Raw genomic sequence first — 25,129 nt, forward strand, 5'->3', positions numbered from 1 at the left:
ACCGCCCGCCGCGCCCTCAACGAGACTTCTGGAGGACCGTCTTGTCCGACGACATCTCCGACGACATCTCCGACGACATGCCGGACGCCCCGTCCGGCGACCACCCGGAAGCCGTGTCCGACGACCTCCCGGACGACGGCCTGCGCTTCCCCTTCGAACACCCCCGGCTGTTCGACCCGCCGCCCGAGTGGCGGCAGCTGCGCGGCGGGTGCCCGGTGGCCCGCGCCCAACTGCCCACCGGGGACCATGCCTGGCTGGTGACCCGGTACGAGGACGTGCGCGCGGTGCTCAACGACCCCCGGCTCAGCCGCGCGGCCGCCACCCGGCCGGACGCGCCGCGACTGGGCCCGGCCCGGCCCGAACCGGACTCCATCATGGCGATGGACCCGCCCGACCACACCCGGCTGCGCCGGCTGCTCGCGCCCGCCTTCACCGGCCGGCAGGCCGAGCTGTTGCGGCCCCGGATCGCCCGCACCACCGAGCGGCTGCTCGACGCCATGGCCGCGATCGGGCCGCCCGTGGACCTGGTGGAGCACCTGGCCAGGCCGCTGCCCATCATCACCATCTGCGAGCTGCTCGGCGTGCCGGACGGCGACCGGGAGTCCTTCAAGGAGTGGACGGACGCGGCACTGACCCTCGCCCCGCACGCGGCGGGCACGGTCACCGGCGCCCGGCAGCGGCTGGCCGACTACCTGCGGCACCTGATCGCCGAGAAGCAGCAGACGCCCGGTGACGACCTGCTCGGCACCCTCATCGCCGCCCGCGACGGGGACCGGCTGCGGCCCGCCGAACTGGTGACCGTGGCCGCCACGCTGATCACCGCCGGCTATCACACGGTCGCCAACTCCCTCGCCAACTCCGTCCTCGCGCTGCTGCGGCACCCCGGGCAGCTCGACCCGCTGCGGGGCGCCGAGTTCCCGGCCGCGGCCGTGGAGGAGCTGCTGCGCTGGACGCCGGGCCCGGTCAGCGGCGGCACCATCCGGATCGCCACGGAGGAGCTGAAGATCGGCTCCACGGTGGTACGGCCGGGGGAGGCGGTCATCCCGTCCACGGCCTCGGCCAACCGCGACGCGGACATGTTCCCCGGCCCCGACGTCCTCGACCTCGGCCGCACCGAGAACCGGCACATCGCCTTCGGCCACGGCATCCACCGCTGTCTCGGGGCGCCGCTGGCCCGGGTGGAGCTCCAGGTGGCGTTCGAGGCGCTGCTGCGCCGGTTCCCCGGGCTGCGGCTCGCGGTCGCCGAGGAGGAGCTGACCTGGGGGGCCGGGATGATCCGGGGGCTCAGCTCGCTGCCGGTCGCGTGGTGAGCGGCTGCCCGCCGGCCGCCGGTGTCCCGGGCAGCGTGCGGGTCAGGTCCCGCAGCAGCTCGTTGACGCGCAGCGAGAACCCCGCGATGACCTCCAGCTGGTCGTCGTCGTACGACTGCAGTACGGCGGTCATGGCGTCCGCGAGCGGGGCGAAGGCCGCGGCGAGTTCCTGCTCGCGGCGGCCGGTGGAGGCCACGATGACCCGGCGCCGGTCGTCGGGGTCGCGGACCCGCTCGATGAAGCCGGCCTTCTCCATCCGGTCCAGCACGGCCGTGGTCGCCGAGGTGCTCATGCCGGTGATCTCGGCGAGCCGGCCGGCGGTCAGGCGGGGCTCGCTGCGGGCCAGGTCGACGCACTTCATGTCGGTGGGGTTCAGCCCGAACCGCGCGGCGATCGCCTGGTGCAGCAGCTGTCCGCGGCCACCGTTGTCCCGCACCGCGTCCTCGATCGTGGCGATCAGTTCCGGCCTGCGGTGACCGTGCGGGGTTGACATGGCGTACCTCCGGGAGCAAAGTATTTCGACGTATCGAGATTTCCGAAGCATCGAGAATTCCTGTCTGTAGGACGAGCTTAGCGGTGAGGGATGGGCATGAACACATCTGCGGGTGACCGGGCCGGGTGGCGCGTCGAGGGAGTCGTCGAGGCGCCCGTGGAGCAGGTGACCGAGGCCCTGCTGAACGTGCGGGAGGGCGCGGCCGGGGTGGACGGCAACGCCCTGGTGCTGGCCGGCGACCACGTCCGGGACAGCGGCGCGGTGACCCTGGAGGGCGGCCCCGAGAAGTTCACCGGACGCTTCGGCACCTCCGGCGAGGACTATCTGGAGCTGACGGTCGACCGCGCGGCCGGCGCCGTCGGCGTGCAGACCTGGTTCGGCGGCACCTACACCGTCGAACCGGCGGACGGGGGCAGCCGGGTGGTGCTGCGGGTGCACAACCTGGTCCCGGGCGCCGGACGCCTGGGCCGCAGGGTCGCCGAGATCGGCATCGACGCCCGCCTCGAACGCCTCCTGCTCTCCGTCCTGACCGCCCTGTCCGCCCACCTCGGCGCCCCCACGCCCACCGGGGCCACCGTCAAGTAGCCCCGCCTCACCGGGCCGCCGTCAAGTAGCCCGCCCCGGCGTGGATCCGCGCAGTAGCCCGCCCCTGCGTGGATCCGCGCCTCCCCGAACCACAGCCACCCGGTGCCCCATCCCCCGCGGCCCCGGGTGGCTGTGCTGTCGCCGGCCGTCCGCGCGTGCCCCGGCCGTTTCCCCCGACACCGGTGCCCTTCAGGCCAGTTGGCCGGTTCGAGGCCCATTGGAGCAGTGCGCGAGGCGTGGGTGTGACCCTCTCCGCGACCGTGCGCCACCCGGCGCCGGGCACGAGGAGGCAACATGAGAACGGACCGAACGGCCCGTGCGCGGGCCACCCGCGGGGCGCTGCTGGGCAGCGCGCTCGCCCTCGTGGCGGTGGGCGCCGCGCCCGGCCCCGCCGGGGCGTCCACCGCCGGCGAGACCGTCCTGGTCAGCGTCGGCCTGGGCGGCGCACCGGCCAACGGCCCCAGCGAGCGGGCCTCCGTCAGCGCCGACGGCCGCCTGGTGGTGTTCACCTCGCACGCGAGCAACCTGGTCCGCGGCGACCACAACGACTGCAGCGACGTGTTCCTGCGCGACCTCCGGCGCGGCACGACGGTCCGCGTCGGCCGGGGCGTGGACGGGCGGGAGCCCGACGGCTGCACCGGCATCGACCCGACCATCAGCGCCGACGGCCACTACGCGGTGTACTCCGCCGACTCCACCAACCTGGTCCGCGGGGTCCGCGACGGCCGTTCCCACATCTACCGCACCGACCTGCGCACCGGCGCCAGCGTCCTGGTCTCGGCCGCCGCCGACGGCACCCCCGGCAACGGCGACAGCATGCGCCCGACCCTCTCCGCCGACGGACGGTACGTGGCCTTCGCGACCTCCGCCGACAACCTGATCCCGGGCGACACGCCGGCGAGCACCTGGGACACGGTCGTACGCGACATGGTGACCGGCACGACCGTCCGCACCAGCGCCGCCGACGACGGCACCCCCGGCAACGCCGCCAGCGACGGCACCCAGCTCAGCGCCGACGGCCGCTACGCCACCTTCTTCTCCAACGCCACCAACCTCGCCCCGGGCGACACCAACAAGAAGGTGGACGAGTTCCTGCGCGACCTCGGCACCGGCCGCACCACCCGGCTCAGCGTCTCGGCCGCCGGAATCCAGTCCGACCAGATCACCATCGGCGGCACCATCAGCGACGACAACCGTTACGTCGTCCTGAACTCGCACGCCACCAACCTCACGGCCGACAGCCCCACCACCGGCCAGAACCACATCTACCTCCAGGACCTCCAGGAGGGCACCCTGCGCCTCGTCGACAAGGGCGACGACGGCGTGCCCGCGCCGGGCGGCACGTTCTGGGCCAGCATCTCCGGCGACGGCCGGCACATCCCGATGGCGTCCGCGGGACCCCGTCTGGTGCCCGACGACACCAACAACGTGCGCGACATCTTCGTCGCGGACCTGCCCGGCGGCGAGCTGCGGCGGGTGAGCGTCGGCGCGGGCGGGACGCAGGCCGACGCCGCGAGCTACTTCCCCGACGCCGACCAGCACGCCGACACCGTGGTGTTCGCCTCGTACGCCACCAACCTCGTGACCGGCGACACCAACGGACAGCCCGACATCTTCGCGCACCGCGAGAAGCCGTGAACCGCCCGTCCGGGCAGCAGACGCAGAGAGGGAAGCACACCATGGGAATCACAGTCGGCCGCTACCGGCGCACGACGGCGCTCGCCGTGACCGCGGCGCTGACCCTGGGCGGACTCGCCCTCGGCGTCACCCGGGGCGCCACCGGATCGACGGCGGCCGACCGGACGGTGCCCGGCACCGTCGTGGTCGAGGAGAACGCGCACGGGCGGGTGCTCACCGCCGACCCGTCGGTGCGCGACAAGCGCGGACTCGTCGCGGCCGTCCACCAGGAGCGCCTGGCGCGGCAGCAGCCGGCCGGCGAGCCCACCCCGGCGCCCACCGCCACCGGCGGCGGCGGGCACGGCGACCAGTCCGGGTTCCCGGTCCGCGACCAGTGGCTGAACTCCTCGAAGCGCCGCCAGGTCGCGGTGTCCGGCGGACAGGGCGTGCTCGGCGCGGCCGGCGCCAGCTACGTCAAGGTGCCGTACATGGAGTACTACGCCCTGTTCACGGACACCTCCTCCGACGTGTCCTGGCTCGGCGACAGGCCGTTCACCGCCGACAGCATCGAGCACACGGACACCTGGGACGTCGGCTCCGTCGGCGCGCCCTTCTGGGTGGTCGGCGCGCCCCAGGGAGCCGCGGTCAAGAGCACCGGCAGTACCGCGGAGGCGTCCTGGACCACCACCGTCCAGGACAACTGGTACAGCGAACACGCCTACGACCAGGTCGCGTTCTACCCCCCCAGCCAGGACGACTACTCCAACGTGTTCCGCATCAGCCACTCGGTCACCGGCACCTTCCAGTTCGGCTCGTCCTTCTACACCGTGACCAGCCGCGACCGGGCCTACAGCTGATGCCCTGGCCCGCCCCGCGGCGCCCGGGCCGCGCGCACCGGGCAGGACGGCTGGCGGCCTTCACTGCGCTGCTGGCCATGGCCGGCGCGTGCGGCCCGGCCGCCGCCGGCCGGGCGCCCGGACCGGGCGGCACGTCCGGTCCGGACGCCGCGGCCGCGCCCGTCCGAGTCGACGCGCGCGCCCTGCTGCTCGACTCCTGGGTCACCGACGGACGGCGCGGCTGGTTCGTGGACGGCGCCGGCGCGGCCGTCCCCTCCGCCGGATCCGCCCCGGCGCAGTCGGCGTTCTCCCTGTACGAGACCGACTGGCGGCTGCGGATCGCCGCCCTCCCCGGCGCCCGCACCGATACGCGGGTCGACCCCGGCCGGCTGCGGGTGTGGGCCGCGTCCGCGGAGACCGGCCGGCTGGCCTCCTCCGGGCTGCCCGCCCTCGCCCAGGTCGACCTGGCGGTGGACGCCCTCCGTACGGTCGGCGGCACGGTCGACACTGCGGCCGTCGCCCGCACGCTGGAGTCGCTGCGCAGTGGCGGCGGCTACCGCACCGGGCCGTCCGCGCACACCCCCGACCCGGGCGGCACGGCGGTGGCCGTCCGCGTCCTGACCCGGCTCGGACTGCCCGTCCCCGCACCGGTACGGACCGCAAACTCCCGTGCCCTCAAAGGCCTTTCGACCCGGGACGCGGTCACCGCGCCCGGCGGGGTGGTGCCGGTCCTGGAGACCGCGGCCGCCCTGGGCGTGACCGGCGCGGACCGGGACCGCGCGGCCACACTCGCCGTGGCCGCCGAACGCGCCCTGACCCGCCTCGACATCGACCCGGTGCGGCTCGCGTCGGAGGCGGCGCTGCGCACCGCGGCGAGCCGCCTCGGGGCACGGCTGCCGCGCTTCGCGCCCTCGGCGTGCGACGGACGGACGCTGCCCGACGGCGGCATCGGACTGCCCGGCGCCGGACACGGCGACCCGCAGGCCACGTACTGGGCGCTGCGGCTCGGCTGTTCCGCCGTGCGCGCGCCGGCGGCCGGGGCCCACTCCCGGGCCGGCTGGCCGACCGCGGGCGCCCGCGAGTCGGCGCTGAGCGCCTCGGCGGCGGCCCTGGCGGTGGCCCGTTCCACCGGTCTGACGGCCGGGTTCGCCCGGCCGCTGGCCCGCCAGGTGCGCGAGGTGTGGCTGCCCCGGGTGGACGGCCCCGCGCCGTACGACACGGCGGACCTGGTGGACCGGGTGAACCTGCGGCTGATCGCCCGCGCGCTGGGCGGACCGGTGCTGCGCGACGTGGACCGTGGACTGCCGGCCCCGACGCCGCGCGCGGCGCGGCCCGGGGACGACGCGGGGCTCCTGCTGAGCTCGCTGGACGCCCGCGGTTCCACGGCCGCGGAAGGCGCCCTGTGCGCCGGGAGCTCACCGCTGCGTACGGCGGCCCGCCGCACCGGCGGCTCGATCCTCCGGGCGACCTGGCTCGCGGCCGCGGCCGACCTGTGCCACGACCCCGACCTGCGCGCCCGCGCCGTGGCCACAGCCCGCGCCCGGCGGGTCACCGGCGGGGTCTACCGAGCCGGCCCGGACCCGTCGTTCGAGGCGTCGGTCCTCGGTACGTGGATCGAGCGCCCCGCCACGGACGCGCTCACCGCCTGGACCCGCGCCGGCCTGTGCCGGGGTGACCGCTGCGCGGAGACGGCCCGTCTCCTGCCGGCCACGGACCGGACCCCGCTGCGTACCCTCGCCGTCCTCCTCACCGCCCGCACCGGCCACTACGAGGACCTGTTCCCGGTGTCCTTCTGACCGGGCGGGCACTGGGCGAGGCGAGCGGGGAGCGGGGAGCGGCCGAGCGGGAGAAGGGCCGATCACCCATCGCCGTGCACGCGAGCGGGGCCCGTCCACTTCGGTGGGCGGGCCCCGTGGGTGTGCGGGCGGGGAGCGGTCAGGCCAGGACCGCCGCCACATGCCGGTCGAGGGCCGCTCCGTCGCGGACCCCGCCGCGGAAGGAGACGTAGCCGTCGGGGCGGATCAGGAACAGGGCGCCGGCGTCCGCGCCGAGCCTCGCGCGCAGGGTGCCCGACCGGTCGGCGAGGGTGCCGTCCGAGCCCCGCCCGGCGGTGACCACGCGCACCGGCACCCCGGCCCGGCCGGCCCCCGCGGCGGCCTCCTTGGCGGCGACCTCGGCGGCGGCCGGGTCGGCCGGGTCCTCGGGGAACGCGAGCAGCGTCCAGTCGCCCCGGCCCAGCAGCCGGAACAGCCGGGCCGCGCCCCCCTCGCCCTCGACGTCCGGAACCCGCGCACCGGGACCGGGACCGCCGGCGGCGGGAACGCTCCCGGCACTGAGCGGACTGTCCGGGTAGGCCAGCGGCAACCCGGTGTGGCCCGCCCCCGCCTCCCCGGCGCCCCCGGCTCCGGTGAGGCGGGAGCGCAGCAGCTCGAAGGGCGGCACCGGCCCTGCCCCGCCCCAGTACGTACGCTCGTTGCGCTCGGCCAGCGCCAGGGCGATCGGCCTGCGCTCCGCCTCGTAACTGTCCAGCAGCCGCGCGGACGCCCGGCCCCGGACCACCGCCGCCAGTTTCCAGCCCAGGTTGAACGCGTCCTGCACGCCGGTGTTCATGCCCTGCGCGGTCACCGGCATGACGGTGTGCGCGCTGTCGCCGGCCAGCAGACACCGCCCGGCCCGGTAGCGGCCGGCCACCGCGTTGTACAGCCGTACGCGCCAGTTGAACCGTCCGTCGTGGAAGCGCAGGTCGGACACGCCGCTGACGCGCCGGACAGCGTCGAGCACCTCGTCGGCGTCCGGGTCGCCGGACCGGGTGGGATCGGGGTCGGCGACACCGGCGTAGAAGCGGTGCCGTCCGTCGGGCAGCGGGGCGGTGCCGAGGGAACCCGCCTCGCTGAGGAACAGGTGGCAGTGCGCCGGGTCGCCGGGCAGCGAGCCCGTCCAGCGGGCGTCGATCTGCAGCAGCTGCGTCCCCGGGCAGGGCCGTTTCTCCCAGCTCGCCCCGATCGCGTCCCGCACCGTGCTGTGCGGGCCCTGCGCGCCCACCACCCAGTCGGCCCGTACGGTGTGCGAGCCGCCGTCGGCACCGGCCAGCCGGACCGTGACCCGGGCCGGCCCCTGCTCCAGGGCGACCGCGGTCAGGCCCCGCTCGACCCGCACGCCGAGTCCGGCCAGATGCCGGGTGAGCATCTCCTCCGTCTGCGACTGCCCGATCAGCAGCGGCCGCGGGTAGCGCGTGCCCGGCTGCCCGGCGGCCCTGACCAGTGGCGGCCGGCCGGCGAAGTGGTGGGTGCGGTGGGTGTAGTCGACGCCGGAGTCCAGGTAGGCGTCCACCGGCAGGCCCATCAGGTCGAAGACCTCCAGGGTGCGCTGCCACACCGTGCAGGCCCGCGTCCCCCGCCGCGGCTCGGTGCGCCGGTCCACGATCCGCACCCGCACCCCGCGCCGGGCCAGCTCGATCGCCGTGCACAGGCCGACCGGCCCGGCACCGACGACCAGCACCTCGGGATCTGTCTCCACGGCCGTGCTCACGCGCGCTCCCACAGCAGCAGCGAGTGGTGGGACGCGAGCCGGGTGACGCCCGCCGGCCGCAGCCCGGCCGCGGCGGCGAGGGCGGTGAACTCCTCGACCGTGCGCTCGCGGCCCTTGTTGAACACCAGCATCCGCAGGTCGTACTCGGTGTTGAGCTGCTTGCCCTCGTCCTCGGCGATGACCCGCTCGACGACCATGACCCGGCCGCCCTCGGGCAGCGCCTCGGCGCACCGGGCGAGGATCGCCACGGACTCCTTGTCATCCCAGTCGTGCAGGATCTGGCTCAGCACGTAGACGTCGGCGCCCGCGGGCAGCGGGTCGAAGAACGACTGCCCGACCACCTCGGTGCGCTCGGCGAGCCCGGCGGCCGCGAACCGTCCGGCGCCGCCCTCGACGGTGCCGGGCAGGTCCACGAGCGTGCCGCGGGAGTCCGGCGCGCTCCGCAGGATCGCCTCCAGGAGGGCACCCGTGCCGCCGCCGACGTCCGCGATCCGGCGGGCCTCGTGCCAGGGATGGGCGCCGGCCACCTCGGGGGCGAGACGGCCCTGGACGGCGGCCATCTGGGCGTTGAAGGAGTCGGCCAGTTCGGGCCGGCGCTCCAGGTCGTCCCAGAAGGGGACGCCGAAGACCGCGTCGTAGCCGGGCTCGCCGGTGCGCACGGCGTGCAGCAGCCCGCCGCAGGCGGCCAGGTCGATACGGCCGCTGGCGCCCTCCAGGTCCAGCCAGTGCCGCATTCGTGAGGGGTGCGCGTCGAGCAGCAGGCGCGAGGTGGCGGTCAGGCCGTACACGCCCGGCTCGTCCTCGCTGAAGACGTCCCGGCAGGCGAGGAAACGCAGCAGTCGGCCCAGCGCGCCCGCCTCGGTCGACGTCTTCTCCGCCAGTTCGTCGCGGGTGCGCGCGCCCGCCTCGATGTGGTCGGCGATGCGCAGCGTGGCCGCCACGCGCACCGCGATGGGGGTGAACACGTCGACGAAGGCCGGACGCCCGCCCGGCCCCCGTCGCGTGGGCTGCTGCGTGTGCTCCGTGTGCGTGTCGATGGCAATGCACCTCTTCCGGAAGTCCCGTGTGCGGACCCGTGTGCTCCGCGGGCGGTGCGCCGATGGTCCTGACGACGCCTCGACGGGCGCTCAAGCGCGGCTGGGCGCCGCGGCTGCGGGGAGGGGCCGGGGACGGCCGGGGGCATCCGCGGCCGGGGACGGCGGGGGCATCCGCGGCCGGGGACGGCGGGGGCATCCGCTTGACACCTCCGCCATATCTCTCTAAATTAGAGATGCACGGAAAGAGAGAAGCACTAAATTAGAGCGTTCAAGCAAGGTGCCGCCGCACGCGGCCCACCGCCGACCGAAGGAGAACGGACATGAACACCACCCGCCAGACGCACGGGACCCGCGTCGCCGGCCTCGACGCCCGCGCCGTCCTGACCGGCCTCGCCGAGCGCTGGGACGCCGCCGACGGACCCGGCTACGGCGCCCTGTTCACCCCGGACGCCAGCTACGTGCAGTTCAACGGCGTCCTGCTCGACGGCCGCCAGGAGATCGCGGACATGCACGGCCTGATGTTCCGCACGATGCTCTACGGCACCCGGCTGGTGACCCACGAGATCGAGAGCGTCCGCCCGGCCGGCGAGGACCGCGCGATCGTCGTCTCCACCGGCGCGGCCCTCTACCCCTGGCAGAAGGAGGTCACGCCCAAGCGGTTGTCGAGGCAGACGCTGATCCTGGAGCGCGTGGACGGGCGGTGGCTGGTCGCCGGCTTCCAGAACAGCCGGATCAAGCCGTTCCCCACCAGCGGACCCCTCTTCGGGGTGGCGAGCAGGGCCGTCCGCCTGCGCGTCGACCGCTCCCGGCGCACCGCCTGACCCACGACCGGCGTCGGCACGGGCGACGGCGGACGCGACACGGCGGACACGCGACGTCAACGCCCGACCGCGGAACCCTGACGTCACCGCCCGACCTCGGAAGCGCCCCGCCCGACCGGGGAACCGTGACGGCGACGCCCACGCCGGACGCGGGACGGCACACGCGCCAGTACGCTGGCCGGAACCGAACGGCAGAGAGGCGACGCGACGATGCGACCGCACGGCGAAGAGGACCGCGAGGACCGCTCCCTGGGCACCCTCATGTCGCTGGCCACGGCCCTGCGGGTGCAGGCGGCCAGGACGGTTCTGTTCCAGTCCGCGGTGGCCCAGTCGGTCGGGCTCAACGCCACCGACTTCAACTGCCTCAGCCTGCTCGACCTGGAAGGCCCGATGACGCCCGGTCAGCTGGCCGAGCGCGCCGGACTGAGCCGCGGCGGAGCCATCACCACGGTGATAGACCGCCTCCAGAAGGCCGGCTTCGTCCGCCGCAGGCCCGACGCCGGGGACCGCAGACGCGTCATCGTCGAAACCGTCCCCGAGACCTTCGCCGAACGGGTCGACACCGTCTTCACCGACTACCGCGCGGCACTCGGCAAACTGCTGTCCGAACTGACCCCCGAACAGCAGGAACTGCTGCTCGACCTGACCAACCGCGGCAACGAGATCTTCCACGCCGAGACCCTGCGGCTCCAGACACGGGCCTGACGGCCTGCCCCACCGCCGCACTAGCGCGGCACGCCACACTCCGGGCGCCCGGCAGCACCACCAGCCGGACCACGCGACCCGGACGAGGTGACCCGCCGTGCTGACCGCCCACTACTCGATCCCGCTGCCCGCCGACTACGACATGAACGTCATCCACCGGCGAGTGGCGGACCGCTCGGCCCCCTGGGACACGCGGACCGGGCTGCTCCTGAAGGCGTTCTGCGTCACCGGCGCCACCGACGGCGACGGCCACAACAGCTACGCCCCCTTCTACGTCTGGGCCGAACCGCACGAGTTCGGCCGCTTCCTCACCGGCGCCGAGTACGCGGGACTCTGCGCCGCCTTCGGACCGGTGCCGGTACACACCGGCACCGTCCTGCAGTGCCACCTCGGCTCCGGCCCCGCCGGACACCTCGTCAGCGAGAGCGAGCCGCTCGGGCCCGTCACGGACCTGCGCGACACCGTCCACGCGGAGGCGGAGCGGCACCGGGCCGTCCTGGCCGACCCGTCCGTCCACTCGCACGTCGTGGACCTCGACCCGGCCACGATGACGCTCACCCGCCGCACCCTGCTGCGCGCCGGGGAGCAGACCCCCCGGCCGAAGAACGGCGAGCGGGTCCTGCGCGTACTGCACCTGTCCCGACCCCCGCACACCACCACCGGCTGACGCCCCGTCACACGGTCGGCTCCACCGCGGCTCCAGCCGCACCCGACGCCGTCGTGACACCTCTGGGCGCACTGTCTCAACAAGGAGTGCATGGTGACCACTACTCCGGTCCGGGGCGACACCCCCACCACGCCGCCACCCCCACACAGCCGCTCCGTCCTCGAGCGCACCGCCGGCTTCGCCCAGCACCACCGGTGGACGGCCCTGCTGCTCTGGGTCGTCGTCCTCTTCGGTGTCTGGGCCGCGGCCTCCGCCGTCGGCGACGCCTACCGCGACGACTTCTCCCTGCCCGGCACCGAGACCCAACAGGCGCTGGAGACCATGGAGAAGCACGGCTCGGCGCAGGCCGGCGACACCCTGGAGATCGTTCTCCACGACCGGCAGGGCATGACCGGCACCGACACCCGCGGCCGGGTCACGGCCATGCTGGGCAAGGTCGCGAAACTGCCCCAGGTCGCCGAGGTGCGCAGCCCCTACGACGACAAGCAGGCCGTCTCCCGGGACGGCACCGTCGGCTACGCCACCGTCGTCCTCGACGGCAAGTCCGAGGACATGGCCAAGGCGGACACCCAGCGGATCTACGACACCGCCCGCACCGCCCGCTCCGGAGCCCTCACGGTCGAACTGGGCGGCGACGCGGCCCGCAAGCTCGCCGAACCCGCGGGCGGCGCCGCCGAGGGCATCGGCATGCTTGCCGCGCTGGTCATCCTCGGCCTGATGTTCGGCACCGTCATCGCGGCCGGACTGCCCGTCATCGCCGCGGTGTTCGCCGTCGGCAGCACCCTCGGCGTGATCATCCTGCTGTCGCACGTCTTCACGATCGCCAGCTACACGCCGTACATCATGATGCTCGTCGGTCTCGGCGTCGGCATCGACTACGCGCTGCTGATCTTCGCCCGCTACCGGGCCGAGCTGGTGCGCGGCGCGTCCCCCGAGGAAGCCGGCCGGCGCGCCCTGGACCTCGCGGGCCGCACCGTGTTCTTCGCCGGGTGCACCGTGATCGTGGCCCTGCTGGGCCTGGTCGCCCTCGGCCTCGGCTCCCTCCAGGGCACCGCCGTCGCCGTGGCGCTCACCGTGCTGGTCACCATGATCGCCTCGCTCACCCTGCTGCCCGCGCTGCTCGCCCTGTTCGGCAAGCGCTTCGCCCGGCAGTTCACCGCCAAGGCGCGCAAGCGCACCGCGAAGGGCAGGCCGGTCGAAGGCGGGGACCGCTGGCGCGCCTGGGCCCGCCTGGTGCAACGCCGGCCCCTGGTCTCCCTGCTGCTGGCCGTGGCCGCGCTCGGAGCACTGGCCGCCCCCGCGCTCGACCTGCGGCTCGGCTTCGCCGACGCGGGCAACGACGCGGCCGGCACCACCAGCCGCAAGGCATACGACCTGCTCGCCGACGGCTTCGGCCCCGGCTTCAACGGCCCGCTGATCGTGGTCACCGAGGGCGGTGACACGGCGGGCGCGGCCCTCTCACGCAAGCTGAACGACACCGAGGGCATCGCCGCCGCCACCGGGCCCATCCCGTCCCGGGACGGCAGGGCGACCACCGTCATCGCCTTCCCCGACTTCTCACCGCAGGACGAGCGCACCACCGAACTGGTGCACACACTGCGCGACGACGTCCTCGTCCAGCTCCGCAAGGACACCGGCGCCCGCTACCTGGTCGGCGGCGCCACCACGGCCGTCATCGACTACGCCGACACCGTCTCCTCGCGGATGCCCCTGTTCATCGCCATCGTGGTCGGCCTGTCGCTGCTGATCCTGGTCCTGGTGTTCCGCTCGGTGCTGGTACCGCTCAAGGCGGCGCTGCTGAACCTGCTGAGCATCGGAGCGGCGCTGGGCGCGATGACGCTGGTGTTCCAGAAGGGCATGTTCGGCCTGGAACCCGGCCCGATCGAGGCGTACCTGCCGATCATGATCTTCGCGATCGTCTTCGGCCTGTCCATGGACTACGAGATCTTCCTTGTCTCCCGCATCCGCGAGGAGTGGACCCGCAGCCGGGACGCCACCGTCGCGATCCGCGAGGGTCTCGCCCACACCGGCTCGGTCGTGCTGGCCGCCGGCGCGATCATGGTCGCCGTCTTCGGCGCGTTCATCCTCGGCGGCGACCGGATGCTCCAGCAGTTCGGCTTCGGCATGGCCGTCGCGGTCTTCGTCGACGCGGTCGTCATCCGCTGCCTGATCGTCCCGGCCGCCCTCCAGCTGATGGGCCGCCACGCCTGGTGGATCCCGGCCTCCCTGGACCGCCGGCTGCCGAAGGTGGACATCGAGAAGCACGGCTGAGAACGGGCCGTAGGACACGGCCCTCCCCGCACCGGAGCCCGGACGCCCCTGACAGCGTCCGGGCTCCCGCGGTACCCGGCGGGCGAGTCCGCCGCGAGCCGGTCGCGAGGGGCAGGGCGTTGCCTGGGGGTGTGAGGCGGGACGGCCCCCGGTTCGAGGGCACCGGAGACCGGACCGACCCCCCGGGCCACGCGACGGCACACCGCCGTACGTCACCCGCGGTCCACCCCGTCCCCTCACCCCCGTGGCGCCCGGCGGCTCCCCCCTGCCGGGCGCCACGCGACGTCCGCGCGCGGGCCGTCCGCTGGAATGGCCGCGGTGGATGCGCGTGGGCGGGCCGTTGGCTGGTGTGGCCGTGGTGGATGTGCGTGGGCGGCCCGTTCGCCCGTGTGACCGCGGTGGATGTCCGCGCTCAGGCCGTCCGCTCGTATGGCCGCGATGGTGGCCAGGTCCGGCCGGGTCCGGCCCGAGTGGTTCTCGACCGGTCGTCGAAGGGGCGCGGCGAGCCTCACCCCGTGCCCGCCCGACGTCCGCACGGAGGAGTTATGGCCGCCCCGCCCCGACCGCCCGCCGCCGACCCGCGGCCCGCAACGACCGGCCCCGCACCCGGCGCCGCCGCCGGCCCGCACGCCAGCGCCGCCCGACGCACCGGCCCGCTGGGCCGACCACGCTGGTTCACCACCCTCTTCGGCACGGACATCTGGGAGCGCTTCAGCTTCTACGGCATGACCGCGATCCTCGTCCTGTACGCGACCGAGGACACCCGCCAGGGCGGCCTCGGCATGGCCAACGGCGACGCCACCCTCCTCTACGGCCTCTACATGGCCGCCGTCTTCCTGGCCTCCGTGCCCGGCGGCTGGATCGGCGACCGCGTCCTGGGCGCGCGGCGCGCCGTGCTGCACGGCGGCGTCCTGATCACGCTCGGCCATCTGTCGATCGCCGTGCCGGTCACCTGGTCCCTGTACCCCGGCCTGCTGCTGATCGCCTGCGGCACCGGACTGCTCAAGCCCAACATGGCCAGCCTGCTGAGCGCGTTCTACGACCGTGAGGACCGGGCCGGCCGCGACGCGGGCTTCGCCGTCTTCTACATGAGCGTCCAGGTCAGCGCCCTGCTCGCGCCGATCGTCGTCGGTGCGCTCGGCGAGGGCGTCAACTGGCACCTGGGCTTCGGCACCGCCGCCGTGGGCATGGCCGCGGGCCTCCTCCAGTACGTCCGCGGCTCCCGGCACTTCGGCGACACGGGCGCCGCTCCGGAGCGCTTCGCCACCCCCGCCGAGCGCACCCGGGTCCTGCGTACCGGCCTCGCCGCGACCGCCCTGGCCGTTCTCGGCTACGGCACCGACGCCGCGCTCGGCACCTTCCGCATCGCCCATCTCATGGCGCTGTTCGGCCTGTTGTGCGTGGTGGCGCCGGTGATCTGCTTCTGGCGGCTGCTGCGCAACCCGCTGCTGACCGCCGCCGAACGGCTCCGCGTGCGCACCTACGTCTGGCTGTTCCTCGCCTCGGCCGTGTTCTGGGCCCTGTTCCTCCAGGGCGGCTCGGCCTTCGCCCTGTTCGCCAGGCACGCCACCGACCGCGAGGTGCTCGGCCGGACCGTGCCCGCGAGCTGGTTCCAGGCCGCCGTGCCCCTGTTCGTGCTCGTCCTGGCCCCCCTGTTCGCGGCGGTGTGGACCCGCGCGGGCGACAGGGTGCCGACCGCGGTCAAGTACGCGGTCGGCATGGCCACCACGGCGGCCGCCTACCTGGTGATGGCCGCGGCCGCGACCCGAACGGCCGACGGCGCCCGCGTGTCACCCCTGTGGCTGCTGCTGGCCTTCCTGCTGCTGGCCGCCGGGGAGGTCTCCTTCGCGCCGGTCGGGATGAGCGCCTCCACGGCGATCGCCCCGGCCACCTTCGTCAGCCAGATGGTGGCCCTGTTCTGGCTGGCCGGCGCACTCGGCGGCGGCATCGGCGGCAACGCCCTGAAGATCTCCGGGGACCGGGTACCCGGCCCCGGCTACTTCCTGACCCTGGGCGCGGCTGCCCTCGTGACCACCGCGGCCCTCCTCCTGTGGCGCAGAACCCTCACCCACCGCCTCGGAGTCTGACCCGGCCGGCCCGGGGCGGCACGTGCGAGCCGCGGAACCGCCGGCGTCAGGGAAGTCGGCGGACACCCTCAACGAACAGGAGGCGGCCCGAAAGCCAGCCACGACGCCGGTTGCGACCACGCACGCGTGTGCCTTGCCGCACCCCAACCGGCCTCAGCCACCCCGCCGGTGTCGTCGACCGGAGAAGCTGTGACGGTCGGTTCAGGGCGCATCCCCTGAGCCGTCAGGTCTAGGTGATCGCTGGTGGCGGAGGCTGCCCTGTGCCCGCTTCGGGAGTTAGCGCGGCGGCCCTCGCCGCTTAACTGTCCGCCCTCGGGCTGCTCACGCGAGTGGAGGAACCCCCCCGGGGGGGACGGCGTCAACCCGCCAGCGGAGCTGGGTAACCCCTCTGAGTGGGGCGTGGTAAAGCGAGAAATCAAAGATTCGGCCGCTCAGCCGAAAGGGAATACCTGCGAGAATGTGACTCATGGCAAGTCGTGCTATGGGTGCGATCTGGTAACGGCTGGGAAGAAGCTGCTCGAACTACATCGCGGATGTGAAGCGCAAGTCAACAGTCAGGGTCCAGAAGGGCCATTACTCCGGGCGCACACGGGCCCGGAGTAATGCCGCATCAGGGCCGGAAGGGGAGAGAGTGAACTTTTGGGGTGCTCGGGCCGCGTCGTTTGCGGTGCCACTCGGGCTTGGCTTGTTGCTTGGCCTCATAGGTCCTGCCGCTGAGCATTGGGGCGGCCGTCCAGGTGCGGCCGTGGGTGCCGTTTTCACCGGTGGGTGGCCATGGGCCTGTTACGCGTTTCTGGTGGGTTATTTCTGCAGGTCCAAAATCGAATCGGCTGTTCTCGCGCCTGTGGGGCTGACTATCGGTGTCGTGACCTACTACCTCACTAAGGGAAGCCTGGCCTCCCTGGGTGGACTGGATTCCTCAGGTGCGGGATCATCCGGAATCGCCCTCTGGGGTGTGCTGGCATTCTTTTTCGGAGCACCCCTTGGGCTCCTGGGGAACCTCGCGCAGGTGCCGGGCATCGGTGGCCTGTTCTTCCGGCTGCTTATTCCTCTGGTGGCCTTTTACGAGACTTCCATGCGTCTGGAGAGGGAGTCGCGTGGGCCGAGTCAGGTTGTTCTGGGTACCTGGACCACCGTTCGGTTCACGGCTGTTGCCGTTGCGGTCGCTCTGGTGGGCCACACGGTCTGGGGTTGGTGGAGGTCTCGCCGTGTTCGTTCCGCCGGGGTGGGCGTTGGCTAGTGGGGTGTTTCAGTGTGGCCACTGATCGAGTGACGACGTAACCGTCCGCAACGGACAAGGCTCCCGTGCCGTTGAGGGAGGTGATCGACGTCTCAACTCGCTGGCGCAGGAGCCCTGTTGGCTTCATATCCTGCCGCACTCGACCTGCCCCGTGTGCCCTGGTCGAGTGGGTCACCATGCTCATCGTCACCCGCAAGGGTGACCGCCGCTGCAAGCTCCACCGCACCAGCGTCCTCTGGTCGGTCTGGTGTACCTGCGCCGGCACGACACTCTCGCGCAGCTCGCCGCCGGCTTCGGCATCTCCGTCGGCACCGCCCACGCACGCACGGCCGCGGTGATCGGCCTGCTCGCCGACCGCGCGCCCGGCCTATTGCGCGCGCTACGCGAAGCCGACCCCGACTACGTCCTGCTGGACGGCACCCTTGCCGAGGGCGACCGGGTCGGCGACAGCCGTGCCGATTACTCGCACAAGCACCGCCGGCACGGTGAACGCGCAGGTGGTGACCGACCCGGCCGGGCGATTGCTGATCTCACCCGCCCTGCCCGGCCGCGCCCACGACCTGACGGCGGCCCGCACCCGCCGGATCATCCGTATCTGTGAGCGCCAGGGCGCCCGATCCGCGCCGACCGGGCCTACATCGGAGCAAGCTCATGGGTGACGACACCCCTCAGACGCCCACCGGGCCGCGAGCTCACACCAGCCCATCAAACCGTCAACCGTGCGCTGTCCGCAGCACGGGCACCGGCCGAACGCGGCGTGGCGCGACTGAAGTCCTGGGCATCTTCCGCAGATCCCGATGCAGCCCGAATCGAATGACGTCAATCGCCGCAGCCGTCGAGAGCTGCTATCTGGTTGGGAAGTATCTGGGTGCGAGGCCGAGGTCAATCTGGTGGAAGCCGTCGTCGGCGGTGACCTGGTGCAGGTGTTCCCCGATAAGCGGGACTTGGCCCGGATTGCTGAGCTGATGCGCCGTTACCGGGGCTTTCCGCTCGGCGTCGCTGACGCTTCGGTGGCCGCTGTGGCGGAGCGGCTCAAGCGCACGGATGTCGCGACACTCGACCACCGGCACTTCCGGGCTCTCGTGCCCGACCACGTTCCCACGTTCACGCTGCTGCCCTGAGGCGGGGAGGGAGCAGTACGACGCGGCCTGGCGCCGAGGGCGAGCGGGTGTCATCGGAGGCCGCGGGAATCGAGGCGGTGGATCAGGCCGGGGCGGCGCTGATTGTCCTCGCGCAGGCGGGTCAGGTGCTGCTGGAAGTCCCTGTCCCGTCCGGTGTGCGCGTAGGCGTCGCGGAGTTCCCCGAGGAGGGCGACGGCCTGGTCGTAGGCGCTGGTCTTCTTGGTGGCAATGTGCGCCTGGATCTGTTGCCAGGAAGGTTCCGCCTCGTGGGCGAGGTGGGTCAGGCGCCGGCTGCGGGCTTCGGCCTGTTCGTGTTCGGCGCGCTGACGGCGTTCGCTGCGCAAGGTGTGTGCGGTGTCCAGGAGGTGGGCGGCGGACCGGCGTCCGGGCGCTGCGGCGGGCGTGGTGGTGCCGCGCAGACGCTGCAGGAGTTCGGTGCGCAAGCGGGTCTCGGGGCCCAGGGCGAGCCGCAGCAGCAGAGCGTCCTTCTCCTTCTCCGGCAGGGCGGCGATCAGTGGGGCGAGCTCCTTCTTCGCGGGCCGGGCCGGTTCCGCGGGCGCGGAGGGGCTGGCCTGGGCCGCGACTGTGAGCAGGTCGGCGTCGACGCGCAGGAAGTCGGCGAGCGCGCGCTGCGGGGCGGTCAGCTCCCCGAGTCCGGCCGGTACGGGCGGCTCGGGGGTGGTCTGGTACTCCTCTTCGTCGTCGTCCTCGAGTTCCCAGGCGGCGAGGGCTGAGAGCCAGGCGAGGTAGAGGGGGCGCAGGTCGCCGGCGGCGAGTTCGTCGCGTACGCCGATGAGGGCGGCCAGCGAGTCGTCGGCGCCCTCGACCCAGTCGCCACCCTCGTCCTCGCTGGTCAGGTCGAGGAGGAGGTGGGTGCGAGTCGTCCAGGCGTCGACGTGGTGATCCAGGCAGTACGGCTGCACCGTGCGCGGGGCCAAGGCCGACTTGGGCAGGCGGAGCATCAGCCGGTGGGTGCCCCAGTTGGTGACGTACAGGTGGGCGTCGAAGTAGCGCTCGGCCATGCGGCGCGGATTGCCGCTCAGGTCACCCCAGTTGTAGGTGTTGGTGAAGCTGGTCGCGGTGATCCGGGCCCGGGTGGAGATGGCCCGCAGCTGGTCCTGTTCCTCGCGGCTGAGCGGCCGGTCGAGGGCCTGGAACTCGTAGTACTGGTACTCGCTCACATGGCGGACATTACCGCCGCCGTGATGGAGGGACGGGGACGGGCGAGACGGCAGGAGCTGACCGGACGTCATACTCAATCGCCGTGGGGTGAGCCGAGGCGAGCGGTTCTGGGGAAGAGCGAGCTCTGGTGGTGCGGACCGAGCGGACGATGGAGCGGAGACGATGGAGCCCGCAGCGCACCCCGGCGTAGCCTTGCGGGCATGACCGAGGCATGGACCGCGCATGCCCTCAAGGCGCTCCGCGCCGCCTGCCACACCGCGGACGGCCCGTCCCTGCTCGCCCTGCTGCGTACGCGTGACCCCACCGACGTGCTGCAGCAGTGCGGAGACGCATTCACCGCAGCGGTCTCCAGAGGCGTGCCCGGCGCCCGGGAGACGGTGATCGCATGCACGCCCACCCTGCGTGAACGGGGCTGGCCCGGAGACGAGGTCCTCGCTGAACAACTCGACACGCTGGGCAGCGGTGCAGTCTCAGTGCTGCGGCCGCTGCCGGTCGACCTGGAGGAACTTTCCGGCCTGCTCGAAGGCGACCCGGTCTGGGGCGGTGGCCGCGTCGATCTCGACACCGAGGGCCGGTGTGCTGCCTGGTAGTGCGTCCGACTCCCCAGCACCCACTGCGGGTTCGCGCCGAGAGGGCCGCTGACTGCATGAACTTGTGCTGAGCAGGGGCCCCGACCGCCCGCTTGAGGCGCTTGAGTGTGTTGGTCGGGCAGGCCCCATGGCTCATGAGCAGGACACCAGCCATGTTTTGGGCCCCCGTAGGGCTCGAACCTGTGACCGGCCGCTCACAGATCGAGCCCTGGACGAGGGGCTGTGACCTGCGTTTCCTCAGCCTGGACGGGATTCCGCCGACGCGGCTGTTCCTCGATTCCCCAGGGGCGCACGACGACGAACGCTACTGACGAACAAAACAGACCGCTGACCTGCGACGATTCCCAGGCGGGACTGACCACGGGTTGGCGCCCCCGGCAGGACTCGAACCTGCGGCCAAGCGCTTAGAAGGCGCCTGCTCTATCCACTGAGCTACGGGGGCCGGGTGTGGTGGCCTCTGTCGTGGGTGCCCGGGTGTGGGCCGTTCCGTGACGTTGCCGGGGACAAGGATAGGGCTCCCGCGTACTTGTCCCTGATGCTTCGCCTCCGTGGCTTGATGTGGAGGTTCAGTGAAGCGGTCCTGATAATCGCAGGCAGGTGCGAATCGTGCACCGCTTTTGGCGCCCCGCGCGCCGGGTGTTGTGCACTCGTTATGCCTGGCCTGTGCCCGTGTCCCAGTCATCCCTTCCGCCCGTTGTGTCCTGTCGGCGCGCAGGCGTGCGCATATGCTTCAGAATTCCCCTAAAATTGGGCATTCTTCGCATGTGGTGACCTTGGACGTACGGCCTCAGCTGCTCGACGCACTCTCCGCCCTGCGCGACCGTGTCGCCGCCGCTCGCTTCCCGCTGCCCCTGCCCGGGGCCCCACGCGCGCGTGCCAACCGCGACGAACTCCTGGCGCAGCTCGACGACTACCTGGTCCCCCGGCTGAGAGAGCCGGACGCGCCGATGCTGGCCGTCGTGGGCGGATCCACGGGGGCCGGCAAGTCGACGCTCGTCAACTCCCTCGTGGGCCGGCGCGTCAGCGAGGCGGGTGTGCTGCGGCCAACGACACGGACACCGGTCCTGGTGTGCCATCCGGAGGACCATCACTGGTTCAGCGGGATGCGCGTACTGCCCGACCTCACGCGCGTGTGGGTGCCCCCGCAGGAGCCTGACGACGACCTGCTGCCCCCCGGCGAGGACCCGGGACGCGTGCTGCGTGTCGAGACCGCCGACACACTGCCGCCCGGCCTCGCCCTCCTCGACGCACCCGACGTCGACTCCCTGATCGCGGACAACCGGGTCCTCGCCGCGGAGCTGATCTGCGCGGCCGACATCTGGGTCATGGTCACGACGGCCGCCCGCTACGCCGACGCGGTGCCCTGGCATCTGCTGCGCACCGCCAAGGAGTACGACGTCGCCCTGGTCACCGTCCTGGACCGTGTACCGCACCAGGTGGTGTCCGAGGTCTCCCGGCAGTACGGCGCGCTGCTCACCAAGGCCGGGCTCGGCCACATCCCCCGGTTCACCGTGCCGGAACTGCCCGAGTCGGCCTGGGGCGGCGGCCTGCTGCCGGCCACCGCGGTGGCCCCGCTGCGGACCTGGCTCACCCATCAGGTCGACGACGCCGCCGCCCGGCAGGACACCCTGTCCCGTACGGCGTTCGGCGTCCTCGACTCCCTCAAGGCCAGGATGCCCGAGCTGGCCAGTGCGGCGGCCGCCCAGTACGCGGCCGCGCTCCGGCTGACCTCCGCCGTCGAGGCGGCGTACGACAGCGAGTACGCGCGGGTGCGCGGGCGCCTCCAGCGGGGGGCCGTGCTCGCCGGTGACGCCCTCAAGCGCTGGCGGGCCTTCCCCCTGGACTGCAGCGCGGCGGAACTCCTCGACGCCCTCATGGAGAGCTTCGGCGCCCTCCTGCTGTGCGCCGTCACGGCCGCCGACGAGCGCGTCGAGGAGGCGTGGCGGCGTGAACCGGCCGCGGGAGCCCCGGAGCTGTACCACGATCCGTCCGCGGAGGGCGTCGAGCACCGCATCGGGATGGCCGTACGGCGGTGGCGGCGGGAGCTGGAGGAGTACGCGGAGGAGGAGGTGCTCGACCTCGACCGCAGCGTCGCGCCGGATCCCGAGGTCGTCGCCGCGCTCGTCGCCACCGCGCTGCTGGGCGGCCGCAGGGCGCGGCCGGCCGGTGAGGGACTCGCCGAGCGGATCGGCGCCCACGGTGCGCTCAGGCTGCGGGACCGTGCCGGGCGGCTGCTCACCGACCACCTCGACCGGGTCCTGAACGCGGAACGCGAGCGCCGCCTCGCCCCCCTCGACGCACTGGAGGTCCACCCGGAACCGCAGGCCGAGCTCATCGCCGCGCTGTCCGTACTGCAGAAGGAGAGGTGACCGGTGACCGCCGTCACGGACCACGACCAGGACCACGATCAAGAGCACGACCAGGCCCACGACACGGGCCGTAACCACGATCAGGCTCGTGACCAGGCCCACGACAGGGGCCGGGACCAGAGCCGGGACCACGATCAGGACCGCAGGGAGCGCCGCGATCACGACCGCGATCGGGGTCCCGGCCAGGACCGCGACCAGGACCGCGACCAGGACCGCGGCCGGCACGCGGAATCCGCCGGTCACGGCGAACCCGCGGGTCCGGGGGAGGGCGCAGAGAGGGCACGCGCGGAGGCGAAGGACCGGACGGCCGGGACGCCCAGGGCGTCCGAGGCGACTGGGACGAACGGAGGGGCCGGCAGTAGGGCCTCCGCGGAGGGTGCTGCGGCCACCCCCGAGGAGAGGTCCTCCGAGCCCGCCGAGTCCACCGAGCCCGCCGCCTCCGGCGTGCATCGCGCGGAGCGGCCTCACGGGGCCGACGGGAAGTCCCCCGAGGCGCGGCAGCCCGGCGACGACCACGCGCGCGTGGACGGCGACGAGCACGCGCGCGTGGACGGCGACGCAGAGCGGAACAGCGCCCCCGCGCGCGGGGCCCGCGAGAACGCCCCCACGGGGCCGAAGGGTGACGGCGACCCGTCCGGTCGTACGGACACCGGGCGCACGAAGGCCGCGAACACCGGCCGTACCGGAACGGAACCGGAGCGCCCGGAAACGGGCCGCGCCGAATCCATCGGTGCCTGGGACGACGGGCTGATCGCGCGGCGGGTGACCGAGGGCACCCCCGTGGAGCACGTGCCGGTGGTGGAGAGCAGGGTGTCGAGCCCGCAGACGGTGACCCCGCTGGCGTTCGACGGGCCGCTGCGGTCGCGGCTCGACGCGCTGCGCGAGCTGGTGGGGCTGTCCCGCACCCGGCTCGACAGCAGTACCCTCGCCGAGGCCGGCCGGGTCCTCGACGAGGCACAGGCACGGCGCCGGCTCTCGGGACAGCACACCGTCGTCGCCATCGCCGGCGCCACCGGCAGCGGCAAGTCGCAGTTGTTCAACGCGCTCGCCGGGGTCACGATCTCGGAGACCGGGGTACGCCGGCCGACCACCGCGATGCCCATCGCCTGCAGCTGGAGCGACGGCGCGGCGAGCCTCATCGACCGGCTCGGCATCCCGGGACGCCTGCGGCGGCGCCCGGTGCAGAGCGCCGAGGCGGAGGCGCAGCTGCGCGGGCTGGTCCTGGTCGACCTGCCCGACCACGACTCGGCGGCCGTGCAGCACCGGGAGCAGGTCGACCGCGTCCTGGCGCTCGTGGACGCGGTGATCTGGGTGGTCGACCCCGAGAAGTACGCGGACGCCGTGCTGCACGAGCGCTATCTGCGGCCTCTCGCCGGACACGCGGAGGTCATGTTCGTGGTCCTCAACCAGATCGACCGGCTGCCCGGGGAGGCCACCGAACAGGTCCTCGACGATCTGCGGAGACTCCTCGACGAGGACGGGATCGCCCTCGGCGAATACGGCGAACCGGGCGCGACCGTGCTCGCCGTGTCCGCGCTGACCGGAGACGGCCTGGGTGAACTGCGCGAGTCGCTCGGCCAGTTCGTGACCGAGCGCGGCGCCCCGGGGCGACGGATCGCCGCCGACGTGGACGCGGCCGCCGGGCGGCTGCGGTCGGTCTACGCCACCGGCCGCCGCACCGGGCTCAGCGAGCAGGCGCGCGACGAGTTCGCGGCCCGGCTCGCGGACGCCGTGGGGGCCACCGCGGCGGGCGAGGCGGCCGAGCGCGCGTGGCTGCGCAACGCCAACCGCGCCTGCGGGACGCCCTGGCTGCGGCTGTGGCGGTGGTACCAGGACCGGAGCGAACCGCCCACGGGACGGCTCCAGTCGCGGACGCAGGCCGACGAGGAGGCCACGGCACGCCAGCGCGTCGAGCAGGCGGTACGGACGGTGGCCGACCGGGCCTCGGCCGGGCTGCCCGCGCCCTGGGCTCAGGCGGTGCGGGAGGCGGCCGTACGCGGTTCCCAGGGGCTGCCCGAGGCGCTGGACGAGCTGGCCACACGCGCGGGACTGCCGCCGGGGCGCCCGCCGCGTCCCGGCTGGTGGCCGGCGGCCGTCCTGGCCCAGGCGTCGATGACGGTCCTCCAGGTCGTGGGCGGCCTGTGGCTGCTCGGCCAGATCATCGGCTTCATGTCGCCGAACCTCGGAGTGCCGGTGCTGCTGATGGTGTGCGGCATCGTCGGGGGACCGCTGGTCGAGTGGGGCTGCCGGATGGCGGCGCGGGGCCCCGCACGGCGCTACGGCACGGAGGCGGAGCGGCGGCTGCGGGAGGCGGCCGCGGGATGCGGGCGGGCCCGGGTCCTCGACCCGCTGGCGGCGGAGCTGCTGCGCTACCGGGAGGTACGGGAGCAGTACGGCCGGGTCATCGGGGCGGGGGCGGCCGCGCGGTAGGGAGCCCGGGGGAGTTCCCTCGTCCGGGTGACGGAGTTGTCCACAGCCGGGCGCTGGTCCACAGCGCTCGGCGGGCTCGGCCCAGCGAAGGCAGTCTGGCCGTACGGCGATCGCGACGGACGCGATCACCGACGTGACGGCGGCGGGCGCGATGGCTCGTGGTGGTCACGGTGACCGCGGCGGGCGGCGCGTCCCGCCGCCGCACGGCGGACAGCAGCCGTACGGGGAAGGCCCGTACGG

Annotated in this window: 18 protein-coding genes, 1 tRNA gene and 1 pseudogene; 15 read left to right on the forward strand and 5 right to left on the reverse strand. The window is 73.5% G+C overall.

Annotated features, from left to right (window positions below; translation table 11 throughout):
- Nucleotides 1–41: 41 nt before the first annotated feature.
- Entirely contained in the window at nt 42–1,310 is a 1,269-nt protein-coding gene (locus AC07AZ_RS36110; protein ID WP_478854990.1) for a cytochrome P450, read from the forward strand.
- Here the strand turns inward: AC07AZ_RS36110 and AC07AZ_RS36115 are convergent.
- Nucleotides 1,285–1,803, reverse strand: coding sequence for a MarR family transcriptional regulator (locus AC07AZ_RS36115; protein WP_478854991.1), 519 nt, complete (start codon nt 1,801–1,803; stop codon nt 1,285–1,287). The genes AC07AZ_RS36110 and AC07AZ_RS36115 overlap by 26 nt on opposite strands.
- A 96-nt stretch (nt 1,804–1,899) precedes the next feature.
- Here AC07AZ_RS36115 and AC07AZ_RS36120 point away from each other — a divergent pair, with 96 nt between their 5' ends.
- The 4 genes from AC07AZ_RS36120 to AC07AZ_RS36135 all read left to right on the forward strand — a co-directional run bounded on the left by AC07AZ_RS36120 (nt 1,900) and on the right by AC07AZ_RS36135 (nt 6,637).
- Nucleotides 1,900–2,388: a hypothetical protein gene (locus AC07AZ_RS36120; protein ID WP_478854992.1), complete on the forward strand. Its 489-nt coding sequence runs from the start codon at nt 1,900–1,902 to the stop codon at nt 2,386–2,388.
- Between the two features lie 294 nt (nt 2,389–2,682).
- Nucleotides 2,683–4,026 carry a hypothetical protein gene (locus AC07AZ_RS36125; protein WP_478854993.1) on the forward strand — a complete coding sequence of 448 codons (1,344 nt, stop codon included), beginning with the start codon at nt 2,683–2,685 and terminating at the stop codon, nt 4,024–4,026.
- Between the two features lie 41 nt (nt 4,027–4,067).
- Nucleotides 4,068–4,862 carry a hypothetical protein gene (locus tag AC07AZ_RS36130; protein ID WP_478854994.1) on the forward strand — a complete coding sequence of 265 codons (795 nt, stop codon included), beginning with the start codon at nt 4,068–4,070 and terminating at the stop codon, nt 4,860–4,862.
- A complete protein-coding gene (locus tag AC07AZ_RS36135; RefSeq protein WP_478854995.1) occupies nt 4,862–6,637 on the forward strand; it encodes a hypothetical protein in 1,776 nt (591 codons plus the stop codon). The genes AC07AZ_RS36130 and AC07AZ_RS36135 overlap by 1 nt, the downstream gene beginning before the upstream one ends.
- A gap of 139 nt (nt 6,638–6,776) precedes the next feature.
- On the opposite strand, the gene AC07AZ_RS36140 is transcribed toward AC07AZ_RS36135, so the two are convergent.
- Nucleotides 6,777–8,369, reverse strand: a complete 1,593-nt coding sequence (locus AC07AZ_RS36140) for an FAD-dependent oxidoreductase (protein ID WP_478854996.1) — start codon at nt 8,367–8,369, stop codon at nt 6,777–6,779.
- The gene (locus tag AC07AZ_RS36145; protein ID WP_478854997.1) at nt 8,366–9,334 is read right to left on the reverse strand and encodes a methyltransferase; all 969 of its coding nucleotides are present in this window, start codon (nt 9,332–9,334) and stop codon (nt 8,366–8,368) included. The genes AC07AZ_RS36140 and AC07AZ_RS36145 overlap by 4 nt, the downstream gene beginning before the upstream one ends.
- Before the next feature lie 392 nt (nt 9,335–9,726).
- Between AC07AZ_RS36145 and AC07AZ_RS36150 the strand changes: the two genes are divergently transcribed.
- The 7 genes and pseudogenes from AC07AZ_RS36150 (at nt 9,727) to AC07AZ_RS36180 (ending at nt 18,318) form a co-directional block, all read left to right on the forward strand.
- Entirely contained in the window at nt 9,727–10,227 is a 501-nt protein-coding gene (locus AC07AZ_RS36150; RefSeq protein WP_478854998.1) for an SgcJ/EcaC family oxidoreductase, read from the forward strand.
- A 210-nt stretch (nt 10,228–10,437) separates the two neighbouring features.
- Nucleotides 10,438–10,932: a MarR family winged helix-turn-helix transcriptional regulator gene (locus AC07AZ_RS36155; RefSeq protein WP_478854999.1), complete on the forward strand. Its 495-nt coding sequence runs from the start codon at nt 10,438–10,440 to the stop codon at nt 10,930–10,932.
- A gap of 97 nt (nt 10,933–11,029) precedes the next feature.
- On the forward strand, nt 11,030–11,599 hold the full coding sequence (locus AC07AZ_RS36160; RefSeq protein WP_478855000.1) for a DUF4865 family protein: 570 nt from the start codon (nt 11,030–11,032) through the stop codon (nt 11,597–11,599).
- A gap of 90 nt (nt 11,600–11,689) precedes the next feature.
- Nucleotides 11,690–13,870 (forward strand): MMPL family transporter, encoded by a 2,181-nt coding sequence (locus tag AC07AZ_RS36165; RefSeq protein ID WP_478855001.1) that lies wholly within the window; start codon nt 11,690–11,692, stop codon nt 13,868–13,870.
- Nucleotides 13,871–14,415: 545 nt separating this feature from the next.
- On the forward strand, nt 14,416–15,957 hold the full coding sequence (locus AC07AZ_RS36170; RefSeq protein WP_478855002.1) for a peptide MFS transporter: 1,542 nt from the start codon (nt 14,416–14,418) through the stop codon (nt 15,955–15,957).
- A gap of 1,357 nt (nt 15,958–17,314) precedes the next feature.
- Nucleotides 17,315–18,034: pseudogene (locus tag AC07AZ_RS36175) on the forward strand (transposase); the annotation flags it as partial.
- Nucleotides 17,995–18,318 (forward strand): PIN domain-containing protein, encoded by a 324-nt coding sequence (locus AC07AZ_RS36180; protein WP_478855003.1) that lies wholly within the window; start codon nt 17,995–17,997, stop codon nt 18,316–18,318. The pseudogene AC07AZ_RS36175 and the gene AC07AZ_RS36180, both read left to right, overlap by 40 nt.
- Nucleotides 18,319–18,368: 50 nt before the next feature.
- Here the strand turns inward: AC07AZ_RS36180 and AC07AZ_RS36185 are convergent, their stop codons facing one another.
- Nucleotides 18,369–19,499, reverse strand: a complete 1,131-nt coding sequence (locus AC07AZ_RS36185; protein ID WP_478855004.1) for a hypothetical protein — start codon at nt 19,497–19,499, stop codon at nt 18,369–18,371.
- 201 nt (nt 19,500–19,700) lie between these two features.
- Here AC07AZ_RS36185 and AC07AZ_RS36190 point away from each other — a divergent pair, with 201 nt between their 5' ends.
- Entirely contained in the window at nt 19,701–20,090 is a 390-nt protein-coding gene (locus tag AC07AZ_RS36190) for a hypothetical protein (protein ID WP_478855005.1), read from the forward strand.
- 366 nt (nt 20,091–20,456) lie between these two features.
- On the opposite strand, the gene AC07AZ_RS36195 is transcribed toward AC07AZ_RS36190, so the two are convergent.
- Nucleotides 20,457–20,532 (reverse strand) — tRNA-Arg (locus AC07AZ_RS36195).
- A 322-nt stretch (nt 20,533–20,854) separates the two neighbouring features.
- Here AC07AZ_RS36195 and AC07AZ_RS36200 point away from each other — a divergent pair.
- Both AC07AZ_RS36200 and AC07AZ_RS36205 read left to right on the forward strand, forming a co-directional pair.
- A complete protein-coding gene (locus AC07AZ_RS36200) occupies nt 20,855–22,459 on the forward strand; it encodes a dynamin family protein (protein WP_478855006.1) in 1,605 nt (534 codons plus the stop codon).
- 3 nt (nt 22,460–22,462) lie between these two features.
- Nucleotides 22,463–24,889: a YfjP family GTPase gene (locus AC07AZ_RS36205; RefSeq protein WP_478855007.1), complete on the forward strand. Its 2,427-nt coding sequence runs from the start codon at nt 22,463–22,465 to the stop codon at nt 24,887–24,889.
- Nucleotides 24,890–25,129 lie beyond the last annotated feature (240 nt).

This window comes from Streptomyces sp. NPDC043878 (assembly GCF_056435735.1).

Excerpts from the sequence above, each read along its gene's own strand:
- AC07AZ_RS36115 (WP_478854991.1), bottom strand. The coding sequence starts at position 1,803 with ATGTCAACCCCGCACGGTCACCGCAGGCCGGAACTGATCGCCACGATC.
- AC07AZ_RS36120 (WP_478854992.1), top strand. The coding sequence starts at position 1,900 with ATGAACACATCTGCGGGTGACCGGGCCGGGTGGCGCGTCGAGGGAGTC.
- AC07AZ_RS36125 (WP_478854993.1), top strand. The coding sequence starts at position 2,683 with ATGAGAACGGACCGAACGGCCCGTGCGCGGGCCACCCGCGGGGCGCTG.
- AC07AZ_RS36130 (WP_478854994.1), top strand. The coding sequence starts at position 4,068 with ATGGGAATCACAGTCGGCCGCTACCGGCGCACGACGGCGCTCGCCGTG.
- AC07AZ_RS36135 (WP_478854995.1), top strand. The coding sequence starts at position 4,862 with ATGCCCTGGCCCGCCCCGCGGCGCCCGGGCCGCGCGCACCGGGCAGGA.
- AC07AZ_RS36150 (WP_478854998.1), top strand. The coding sequence starts at position 9,727 with ATGAACACCACCCGCCAGACGCACGGGACCCGCGTCGCCGGCCTCGAC.
- AC07AZ_RS36155 (WP_478854999.1), top strand. The coding sequence starts at position 10,438 with ATGCGACCGCACGGCGAAGAGGACCGCGAGGACCGCTCCCTGGGCACC.
- AC07AZ_RS36165 (WP_478855001.1), top strand. The coding sequence starts at position 11,690 with ATGGTGACCACTACTCCGGTCCGGGGCGACACCCCCACCACGCCGCCA.
- AC07AZ_RS36170 (WP_478855002.1), top strand. The coding sequence starts at position 14,416 with ATGGCCGCCCCGCCCCGACCGCCCGCCGCCGACCCGCGGCCCGCAACG.
- AC07AZ_RS36180 (WP_478855003.1), top strand. The coding sequence starts at position 17,995 with ATGCAGCCCGAATCGAATGACGTCAATCGCCGCAGCCGTCGAGAGCTG.
- AC07AZ_RS36190 (WP_478855005.1), top strand. The coding sequence starts at position 19,701 with ATGACCGAGGCATGGACCGCGCATGCCCTCAAGGCGCTCCGCGCCGCC.